Origin of the sequence: Leisingera sp. JC1 (assembly GCF_001679925.1) — a bacterium.
Lineage (GTDB): Bacteria > Pseudomonadota > Alphaproteobacteria > Rhodobacterales > Rhodobacteraceae > Leisingera.
The window spans coordinates 1-10,199 of the sequence record NZ_LYUZ01000142.1; the positions used below are offsets into that span (position 1 = coordinate 1).

The 10,199-nt window shown below is 63.8% G+C and carries 7 protein-coding genes and 2 pseudogenes; all 9 read left to right on the forward strand.

Translation table 11 applies throughout. The features are described from left to right. A pseudogene (locus A9D60_RS23085) lies at positions 1-446 on the forward strand (ImpA family type VI secretion system protein); the annotation flags it as partial. A 110-nt stretch (positions 447-556) separates the two neighbouring features. Further along, complete coding sequence (tssB, locus tag A9D60_RS23090) at positions 557-1,078, forward strand: type VI secretion system contractile sheath small subunit (RefSeq protein ID WP_065269761.1); 522 nt, start codon at positions 557-559, stop codon at positions 1,076-1,078. 36 nt (positions 1,079-1,114) lie between these two features. Beyond that, on the forward strand, positions 1,115-2,608 hold the full coding sequence (tssC, locus tag A9D60_RS23095; RefSeq protein WP_065269762.1) for a type VI secretion system contractile sheath large subunit: 1,494 nt from the start codon (positions 1,115-1,117) through the stop codon (positions 2,606-2,608). 49 nt (positions 2,609-2,657) lie between these two features. Further along, positions 2,658-3,155 carry an Hcp family type VI secretion system effector gene (locus A9D60_RS23100; RefSeq protein ID WP_039186972.1) on the forward strand — a complete coding sequence of 166 codons (498 nt, stop codon included), beginning with the start codon at positions 2,658-2,660 and terminating at the stop codon, positions 3,153-3,155. Between the two features lie 126 nt (positions 3,156-3,281). Further along, positions 3,282-3,863: a type VI secretion system baseplate subunit TssE gene (tssE, locus tag A9D60_RS23105; protein ID WP_065269763.1), complete on the forward strand. Its 582-nt coding sequence runs from the start codon at positions 3,282-3,284 to the stop codon at positions 3,861-3,863. Then, positions 3,860-5,627, forward strand: a pseudogene (locus tag A9D60_RS23110) (type VI secretion system baseplate subunit TssF). Before tssE ends, A9D60_RS23110 begins: the two are co-directional and overlap by 4 nt. Next, entirely contained in the window at positions 5,624-6,715 is a 1,092-nt protein-coding gene (gene tssG, locus A9D60_RS23115; RefSeq protein WP_065269764.1) for a type VI secretion system baseplate subunit TssG, read from the forward strand. The pseudogene A9D60_RS23110 and the gene tssG overlap by 4 nt, the downstream one beginning before the upstream one ends. 31 nt (positions 6,716-6,746) lie before the next feature. Continuing rightward, positions 6,747-9,392: a type VI secretion system ATPase TssH gene (gene tssH, locus A9D60_RS23120; protein ID WP_065269766.1), complete on the forward strand. Its 2,646-nt coding sequence runs from the start codon at positions 6,747-6,749 to the stop codon at positions 9,390-9,392. 36 nt (positions 9,393-9,428) lie between these two features. Further along, positions 9,429-10,187 (forward strand): hypothetical protein, encoded by a 759-nt coding sequence (locus tag A9D60_RS23125; protein ID WP_065269765.1) that lies wholly within the window; start codon positions 9,429-9,431, stop codon positions 10,185-10,187. The last annotated feature ends 12 nt before the right edge of the window (positions 10,188-10,199 follow it).

Consider the following 10,199-nt stretch of genomic DNA (forward strand, 5'->3'; position numbering starts at 1 on the left):
GCATACTTGAGGCCTGCGAACTTTACTACCGCAAGGCCGAACCCTCTTCCGCGGCACTGCTGCTGGTAACGCAAGCACGCCTTCTGATCGGAAAGCCGCTGGTGGAGGCCCTGCGCGCTTTGCTGCCGGCCCAGGCGGACACCGCCGTTGTTGATTTCGGCGCGCCGAGCGGTTTTCTGCTGGGGGCCGGGCGGCTCGAGGAACTCAGCAACGCGCTGCCGGAGGGCGCCGGCGCCGTACCGGAGCTGCCCCAGGATCCCGGCCCGGAAACAAAAATCTCTACCGCGGCCCAGGCGGCCCAGGCAATCCGCTCTGTCGAGGAGTTTTTCCGCCGCAAGGAACGGTCCAGCCCGGTGCCGGTCCTGCTGCAGCGGGCACAAAGTTACTTGGACAAAGACTTTCAATCACTGATTGAAGAACTTATACCGCAAACAAAAACATCTTGAAGTAGCAAAATAGACATTTGATCCGTTCGAAGGATCCACCCGATTATTGGCATTCCAGCCTCATCTGAAAACGCGGACCCTTCGATCAGCACGAAACGGGAGTAGCACTCATGGCCTCAGACTCAGGTTCCAGCTTTATCAAACGCAACCGCCCTCCGCGCGTGCAGATCCAGTATGAAGACCCGTTCGACAGCGAGCAGATGATTGAACTGCCCTTTGTCATGGGGGTGATGTCGGATCTGTCGGGCAACAATCCGGGTGTCGAGAAGGACGCCGTCGAGGAGCGCACCTTTGCCGATGTCACCAAGGACACCATGGATGACTACATGGCATCGATCCAGCCGGGCATGACCTTTATGGCAGAAAACCGGCTGGGCGGCGACGGCAAGGACAAGATCGGCATCGAGCTCAAGTTCGAAAACATGGGCGACCTGGAACCGGCGGCCATCGCCCGCCAGGTGCCTGCGCTGAAGAAGCTGCTGGAGGCCCGCGAACAGCTGGCCAACCTGCAGCGTTACATGGCCTCCAAGCCCAAGGCGCAGGACCACCTCAGGAAGCTGCTCGAGGATCCTGAGCTGATGGCAGCGCTGGCAGAACGCGCAGCACAAGACGAAACCGGCGACGACGCCTGAACGCCGCTTGGGCGATAGACGGGAACGGTGATTACCATGGATAACGAAGCACAGGTACTGGCAGGCGAAGCTCCTGCGGAACTGGATGAGCTGTCGGAATTTTCCGACATCCTGAAACAGACCATCAAGCCGCGCAGCGACATCGCCGCCCGCGAGGTCGACAACGCAGTTGTCGCGCTGGTGCGCGAAGCGCTGGACGACCAGTCGGTCGTGGCGGATGACGTGATCGACACGGTCGACGCGATGCTGGCGAAACTGGACAGGAAACTGTCCGACCAGATGAACGCCATCCTCCACAACGAGGAATTCCAGCAGTTCGAAGCCAGCTGGCGCGGCCTGGCCTACACCCTGAACAACGCCGAAACCGACGCCTCGCTGCGGGTGAAGGTGCTGAACGTCTCCAAGAAGGAGCTGCAGGCGATGATGCGCCGCTTTCCGGGCGCCAAGTGGGACAAGTCCCCGCTGTTCAACATCGTCTACGAGCAGAACCTCGGCACCCTTGGCGGCAAACCCTTCGGCTGCCTGATCGGCGACTATCACTTCGATCATTCCTCGGCCGATGTGAACCTGCTGAACTCGATCGGCAAGATCTCCGAAGCCTCGCTGGCGCCCTTCATCTCCGGCGCCTCCCCCAACCTCCTGGGGCTGGACGAATGGAACGAAATCGCAGTGCCGCCGGATCTGTCGGAAATCTTCGAGACCCCGGAATACGCCCAGTGGAACAGCCTGCGCGACAGCGAAAACTCGCGCTTTGTCGCCCTGACCCTGCCCCGCGTGCTGTCGCGCGAACCCTACAGCCAGAACTCCAATTCGGTGGTTGAGGAATTCAACTTCGAAGAGGAAACCGACGGCCACGCTGGCAATCAGTACGCTTGGATGAACTCCGCCCACGCGATGGCGGCGAACATCAACCGCGCCTTCAAGGAGCACGGCTGGACCGTCCGCATCCGCGGCGTCACCTCCGGCGGCGAAGTGGCCAACCTGCCGACCCATGTGTTCGACACCGGCGACGGCGCCAAGGACCTGAAGTGCCCGACCGAAGTGTCGATCACCGACCGCCGCGAAGGCGAGCTGAGCAAGGCTGGCCTGATCGGGCTGATCCACCGCCAGCATACCGACAAGGCCGTCTTCATCGGCGCCCAGAGCCTGTACCGGCCGAAAACCTATGTGGACGACCAGGCCACCGCCTCCGACAACATGTCGTCGCGCATTCCCTATATCTTCGCGGTGTCGCGCTTCAGCCATTACCTCAAGGCGATGGTGCGCGACAAAATCGGCCAGAGCCCCGATGTCTCCCAGCTGCAGCGCGACCTGCAGGCCTGGGTGAACAAATACGTGGCCGGCAACCCCGAAAGCGCCAGCGAGATGGAAAAGGCCAAGAAGCCGCTGGCTGGCGCCAAGGTTGAAGTTGTCGAGGACGAGCTGAACCCGGGCTACTACCAGGGCAAGTTCTTCCTCAAACCCCATTTCCAGCTGGAAGGCATGGATATCGGCATGAGCCTGGTCTCCAAACTGCCCTCTGGGAAATAATTCGTTTCCGTAATTTGGAAGCGATGTTTAACGCCTCAAGGAGTTATTCATGGCGATTGATTGTTTTTTGAAACTTGATAACGGCATCGTTGGCGAATGCCAGGACGATAAACACAAGGATTGGATCGACATCCTGTCCTGGGGCTGGTCGATGTCCCAGTCCGGCACCACCCACATGGGCGGCGGCGGCGGCGGCGGCAAGGTCGACGTCCAGGACATCCAGGTCACCAAATACGTCGACAAGGCGACCCACGACCTGATCAAGCGCTGCTGCTCGGGAGAGCACATCAAGTCCGGCCAGCTGGTGGTGCGCAAATCCGGCGGCACCGCGCCGGTGGATTACCTCAAGATTGACTTCGAGGATGTCCTGATCAGCAACTACCAGACCGGCGGCAGCAAGGACGGCCTGGACCGGGTCCAGGAAACCCTGACCCTGAACTTCCGCCGCTTCCAAGTGACCTACACCTTCCAGGAGCAAACCGGCGCCGCAGGCCCGGAAAGCCAGGCAGGCTGGGAAATCGCGGAAAACCGCGAGTGGGCCAAGTAAGCCCGGACCAGACCGGTCCTCTTTAATAGGTCCCCGGGCAAAACCCTGCCCGGGGATTCCGCTGGCGGCGTGCCTCCCCTTGCGGCCGCCAGCGTCTTGCAACGTTTCCAGATTTCAGGTGCAGCCATGCCGCGGGGTGACGCCGACAATTCCGAAGCCGCCCGGCGCCCCTGGCAAACCGGCAGAAAGGCCAAGACCTCGCTGTTGCAGGTGTTCCGCGCCGCACACCAGGAACATGATGCCCGCGGCAAGGCCGGCGAAGGCACCGCGCAGCTGACCAAAGCCCGCAAGCAGCGCCGCTTCGGCGTATCCGAAAATGAGCTGCGCGCCCACCTCGAAGCTGATCTGGCAGCGCTGTTGAACACGACCCACCTGGAATCCGCTGTTCCGCTGGATGACGTGCCGCATGTGGCCGGTTCCATCGTGAACTACGGGTTCCGCGATCTCAGCAACCTGGGCGCGCGCGAGCTGAACACCCCCGCCGTGGTCGAGACCCTGCGCCGGTCGCTGCTGCGGTTCGAACCCCGGCTCATCCCCGCCAGCCTGGATGTTCAGATCCGCGATGGTGACGGCCGAAAGCACCACCTGGCTGTGGTGGTGTCAGCCGAACTGATGGGCGATCCCGTCGACGTGCCGCTCGACTTCGATGCCGAAGTTGACCTCGGCGCAGGCAAGATGACTCTCTCCAAGCTGCGGATGACTGCATGAAACGGGCCCTGCGCGACGCCTACAACCAGGAACTCGGGCTGCTCAAGGAACGCGCAGCCGAGTTTGCCGCCGAATATCCCGGCCTAGCCGACCGGCTGGGCGGGCTTTTGGAGGAAAACCTCGATCCTGCGGTGGCGGGCCTTCTGGAAGGCAGCGCCTTCCTGTCTGCCCGCGTCCAGGTCCGGATGGACGAGGAATACCAGACCTTCACCCGCGAACTGCTGGAGCAGATCTTTCCCGATGCGCTCGCCCCGACCCCCAGCGTCATGCTGGCCCAGGCCCATGTCCCCGTGGACAGCCCGGACATCGAAAACGGCCTGCATTTCCAGCCCGGCAGCTACATGGACGCGCGCTTCCTTGATGCCCAGCAGCGGGTCTCCTGCCGGTTTGCCCTGGCAGCACCGCTCTCTGTCTGGCCGGTCGCTGTCACCCAGGCCGCCTATCACGCCAGCGCCGGACCTATCGGCGCGCTAGGCCAGGAAATCGCCAGCGGAACCAAGGCCGGGCTGGTTGCGGAACTCACCCGGCAGGGCAGCGAAGACGCCGGCGATGGCAGCTTCCGCAATCTGGCAATGGACAGCCTAACGCTGCATTTCACCGCCCCGATGGACCAGGCCGCGGCGCTCTATGAACAGGTCTTCTGCAATTGCATTTGTTTTCCCGCGGAAATTCCTTGGCCTGCGCCTCAGCGGCCTGCAGGATGTGCTGCCCCATGTGCGCGGCAGCAAACTGCAGATCATTTTTGAATTCAGCAGCGCCCGCCAACGGCTTGCAACCGCAATGGAGCCGCATCATCTGGCCGTGAACGCCGCCCCTGCGGTCAACCTCTTCGAAGAAATGTCCAGCCAGCTGCATCTCGACCGCAAACGGCACGAGTACGCGGTGGTGCCGAATTCCAGCCCGGTCACCCACTACGAGGTGCATCACGTCAGCCGGGCCTGGGCCCACTACAGCGACCGCAAGGGCAAGACTGAGGTGCATCCGCTTTACGCGCTGCCCCCCGAAGGCAAGGACCCGCGCCAGACGCTCTATTACACCACCCGCCGCAAGCCGCGCCGCCAGACGCTGAGCGAACAGCGCAACGGCGCACCGCGCAACAGCTACCGCGGCACAGAGACCTTCATCAGCCTTTACCAGCCCGAAGGCCACGACACCCTGAACCGGCTGCAGGTCAAACTGCTCTGCTCCAACCGGCATCTGACCGAGTACCTGCCGATCGCAGGCAGCACCGATGCCTTCCAGCTGAGCGACGACCTGTCGGTGTCGCTTGCCTGCCTGGCCGGACCCACAGCTCCGCTCGACAGCCTCGCCGACAGGGAAGCCGCAGCCAGCCACCGGGCCGGGGCGGGCGACACCTACTGGCGGCTGATTTCCTACCTGTCGCTTGGCACCCACGGTCTGCAAAGCCCCGATGGCGACGGCTCCGCGGCAGCGCTGCGGGAGATGCTGTCCCTGTTTGCAGACCTGTCGGACACTGTCAGCGAAGCCCAGATCAGCGGCATCCGGCGGCTCGACTGCACCCCGGTCACCCGCACGGTCACGGCGCCGGACGGCTATTACACCGCCCGCGGCATAGAAGTGCGCGTCACCTTCGACGAAACCGAATTCGAAAGCACCGGCATCGTGCCGCTCGGCGCGGTGCTGGACCGTTTCTTCGCGGAATACACCGCCGTCAACAGCTTCACCCAGACCGTGATCGTCAGCCAGCAGCGCGGCGAGATTGCCCGCTTTGCCCCCTGCTCGGGAACCGGAGCGCTGCTATGAACGAAATCCAGCCCGTTTCCCAGGCCGCCGAAACACTCACCCGGCGGGAACAGCAGCAGCAGGCAGCCTCAGGCGCCGGCCTTTTTGCCCTGCTGCGCGAGCTGGAGCGCCGCGCCGGCACCAGCGGCAAGCCCCGTATCGGCAAGAACAGCCGCCTGCGCGATGCCATTGTGCATCTGGGGCAGGATCCCGCACTGGCCTTTCCGTCGCGCGATCTGGCACGGGTGGACTTGACCAGCAGCACACCGCGCCTGCGCGCCCAGTTCATGGGGCTATTCGGCGCCTTCGGCGCGCTGCCCCTCAACTGGACCGAAGAGGTAGAATCCTGGTTTGCCGCCGGTGATGAAAGCTTTGTCGCCTTCTGCGACATCTTCACCGCCCGCTTTCAGGAGCTGTTCTTCCGGGCCTGGTCGGATGCCAAGGCGATCACCCAGTTCGACCACCAGGGCGGCGACCGGTTCCAGGCCTATGTCCTGTCGCTGCTTGGCTGCGGCACCCCGGCCCTGCGCGGCACCACGGGCCTCAGCGACATGGCCAAGCTGCAACTGGCGCCGCTGGCCGCGGGCCGGGTCAAAAGCCCGGTACGGCTGCGCCAGATGCTGGAACTGCATTTTGCAGACCGCGCCGCCTTCCGCATCGAGGAACACGTGCCCTGCTGGCTTGACCTGGAACCCGATGCGCTGTGCCTATTGGGCGAACAGGGCTGCACCCTGGGTGAAAACGCCTTCCTCGGCGGCCATGTGCAATCCCTCAGCGCCAAGATCCGCATCCATGTGACCGTCAGCGGACCGGCCTCCTACCAGCGCTTCCTGCCTGGCGGCCCGGATCACGCCAGCCTGCGCGGCATTGTCTTCTGGTATCTCGGCCAGTCGGTCGATGTGGAAACCGCGCTGTGGATGCCGGAACCGGACATTCGCACCGCGGTGCTGGGCGAGACCACCCAAGTCGGCTGGCTGGCCTGCGTCGGCCCCGCAGAAGAAGCCGCCGCCGCAGGCATCCCGCGGCAGGGCGGCCACCTGCTGGTCAGCCGCTACCCGCTGTTCCCGGCACCCCGTTCAGAAACCGCATTTGAAAGCCAGGCCGCATAACCCGCAGCCGCCTGTATTTGAGGCAACCGAAATGACTGAAATCACCATTGAAAAATATGCGGGCAAGATGAACCGCGCAGGCTATGACGCTTTCCTGCAGGGCATGCGCCAGGCCCGCAGCGCCCGTAACCGCTATGTCGACCTCAGCCATTGGCTGTTCCATTCCGTCTCGAACCAGAACGCCGACATCTCCGTCACCCTGCGCCAGCTGGGCGTCGACCGTGGCCGCCTGCTCAAGGACCTGTCGGCCGCCATGGACCGGCTCGACAAGAACGTGACCGAAACCCCCGGCATCAGCGATCACCTGTCGGACGCCCTGAACCACGCCTGGACCTATGCCACCCTGTTCTTCGGCGAGGCGCAGATCCGCACCGGCCATGTGCTGACTGCGCTTTTGAACGACCCCGCCCTGCGCCGCCAGCTGCTGCGCTATTCGCCGGTGTTCGAAAGCATTTCCGCCGAACAGCTTGGCCAGGACAGCCGCACGCTTTGGGCCGGCAGCGAAGAAGAGAGCATGCGCCCGATGGATGGCGCCAATCTCTCTGCCGATGAGGATACCGCCAGCGGCAGCCCAGCCAAGGGCGGCAGCACCGCGCTGGACCGCTTTGCCAAGGACATGACCGCCGCCGCCGCGCAGATGGACCCGGTCAAGGGCCGCGACGAGGAAATCCGCCAGCTGACCGACGTGCTGCTGCGCCGCCGCCAGAACAACCCGATCCTGACCGGCGAGGCCGGGGTGGGTAAAACCGCAGTGGTGGAGGGCTTTGCCCAGCTTCTGGCCGCAAACGACGTGCCGCCCAAGCTGCAAGGCACCCGCCTCTACGAACTCGACATCCAGTCGATGCAGGCCGGCGCCTCGATCAAGGGCGAGTTTGAACAGCGCCTGAAATCGGTGATCGACGAGGTGCAATCCAGCCCCGAGCCGATCATCCTGTTCATCGACGAGGCCCACACACTGATCGGCGCAGGCGGCCAGGCGGGCACCGGCGACGCCGCCAACCTTCTGAAACCAGCGCTCGCGCGCGGCACCCTGCGCACCATCGCGGCCACCACCTGGAGCGAGTACCGCCAGCACATCGAAAAAGACCCGGCGCTGACCCGCCGCTTCCAGCCGGTCAACGTGGATGAACCCTCGGTAGAGGTCTGCTGCGACATGCTGCGCGGCATTCTGGAGCCGATGCAAAAACACCACAACGTGCGGATCTCGGACGAGGCCATCGTCAGCGCCGTCACCCTGTCGCACCGCTATATCCCGGCGCGGCAAATGCCGGACAAGGCGGTCTCGCTTTTGGACACCGCCTGCGCCCGCGTCGCCATCAGCCAATCCGCCGTTCCCGCCCGCATCATGGACACCAAGGCCCGCATCAGCGCGCTGGAAGCAGAACTCGCAGGCAAAACTGCCGCCCGCGACCTCGGCGAAACGGATGTGGAGCGCGAGGAGGACATCCGCACAGAGATCACTGCTCTGACCAGCACTCTGGAAGAGCTGCAGTCCGGCTACGCCCGCGAAAAAGAAATCGTCGACCAGGTGCTTGCCCTGCGCACCACACTGCAAACCGCGGACCCGGACAGCGGCAAGGAAACCTCCCCCGAGGCGCTGCGCAGTGAAATGCACGCCCATATGGCCGAACTGGACGCCGCCAGCCCCGATGACCGCATGGTCTATGCCCATGTGGACGCGCAGGCGGTGGCCTCCGTGATCTCCGACTGGACCGGCATCCCAGCCGGCCGCATGGTGCAGGATGAGCTGCAGGCGGTGCTGACCTTGTCGGACACCCTGCGCGAACGGGTGATCGGCCAGGACCACGGGCTGCGCACCATCGCCAAACGGATCGAAATCAGCCGCGCAGGCCTTGCCAACCCCAACAAGCCGATCGGCGTCTTCATGCTCTGCGGCCCCTCCGGCACCGGCAAGACCGAAACCGCTCTGGCGCTGGCCGAACAGCTCTATGGCGGCGAGCAGAACGTCATCACCATCAATATGAGCGAGTTTCAGGAGGCTCATACCGTCTCACTTCTGAAGGGGGCGCCTCCCGGCTATGTCGGCTACGGCGAGGGCGGCCGCCTGACCGAAGCGGTGCGCCGCAAACCCTATTCCGTAGTGCTCTTGGACGAGATCGAAAAAGCCCACCCCGACGTGCATGAGCTGTTCTTCCAGGTCTTCGACAAGGGCGTGATGGAGGACGGCAACGGCCGCCTGATCAACTTCAAGAACACCCTGATCCTGCTGACCTCCAACGTGGGCACGGACGTGATTATGGATATGGCCGGGAACGCGGACTGCCAGCCCGATCCCGAACAGCTGGACCTCGCTCTGAAACCCAGCCTGCTCCAGGTCTTCCCCCCTGCCCTCTTGGGCCGGATCGTCACCATCCCCTATTTCCCGCTCAGCCGCGGGGTGCTGGGCGGCATCACCCGCCTGAAACTCGCCGCCGTGGCCGAGCGGCTCAAAGGCGCCCATGGCACAGATCTGGCCTATGGCCAGGACGTGCTCGACCATATTACCGCCCAATGCAACGACCCGGACAGCGGCGGGCGGATGATCGACAACATCATCACCAATTCAATCCTGCCCGACCTCAGCCGCAAACTGCTGCAGGCGCTCAGCTCCGGCCAGGAAATCGCCCGCGTCAGCGTCACCGCCACCCCGGACGGCTTTAAATACACCTTATCCTGAATTTGAACCGCAAACCCATTTGTTGAGAGAGTATCCATGGCAGAAACCCTGGCCACCGGCCGCTGCACCGTCACCACTGACAGCCGTAAGATCACCATCGAGGAAACCCTGCTTTATGTGGCCGAGATCAACGACGAACTGGCCCAGGCCACCGGCGTCGATCTGGTCAGCGCCGCCACCGCGGGCATCGACAGCGCCGGCGCTGTCAGCATCGTGCGCCGCCTCGGGCTGACGGGCCGCGCCTACATCAAACATGTGAACGGCAAGGACTACATCATCATCAAGGGCTACCCCGGCCAGCGCGCCACCCTGCAGGGCACCCGCTATCTGGCCAGCAACCCCAAGGTCGCCAAACTGGTGCTCAGCGGCAAGGATCTGGCCAAAGGTGCCGCCAAGATGACCGGCATCGCCATTGTCGCCTTCACCGCGCTGCGGGTGGTCGAGCATGTGTTTGCGGACAATGATCCGCGCCTCACCCAGCTGATCGGCACCGTGGCCTCCGATGTCACCAAATTCGCCATCGCGGCAGGCGCAGGCTATCTGGCAGGTCTCGCCGTAGGCACCCTCACCACCATCGCCGCCGGCCCGGTGATCGCGGCGATTGCCGTCGGCATCGGCATGTCGATCCTGCTGGACCGGGTGGACCGCAAGTTCGGCCTCACGGAAACCCGGGTCCGCGCCATTGAGGACACGGTGGATTCCTTTGAAAACCCGCTGCGCAAGCTGGCCCGCCAGATCAACGCCTGGGAGCGGCACCTGGTCAATCAGGCCTTGCGCAACGCGCTGCCGCACTGATGCACAGGGCAG

Coding starts and splice junctions, on each gene's coding strand:
- tssB (WP_065269761.1), top strand. CDS start 557: ATGGCCTCAGACTCAGGTTCCAGCTTTATCAAACGCAACCGCCCTCCG.
- tssC (WP_065269762.1), top strand. CDS start 1,115: ATGGATAACGAAGCACAGGTACTGGCAGGCGAAGCTCCTGCGGAACTG.
- A9D60_RS23100 (WP_039186972.1), top strand. CDS start 2,658: ATGGCGATTGATTGTTTTTTGAAACTTGATAACGGCATCGTTGGCGAA.
- tssE (WP_065269763.1), top strand. CDS start 3,282: ATGCCGCGGGGTGACGCCGACAATTCCGAAGCCGCCCGGCGCCCCTGG.
- tssG (WP_065269764.1), top strand. CDS start 5,624: ATGAACGAAATCCAGCCCGTTTCCCAGGCCGCCGAAACACTCACCCGG.
- tssH (WP_065269766.1), top strand. CDS start 6,747: ATGACTGAAATCACCATTGAAAAATATGCGGGCAAGATGAACCGCGCA.
- A9D60_RS23125 (WP_065269765.1), top strand. CDS start 9,429: ATGGCAGAAACCCTGGCCACCGGCCGCTGCACCGTCACCACTGACAGC.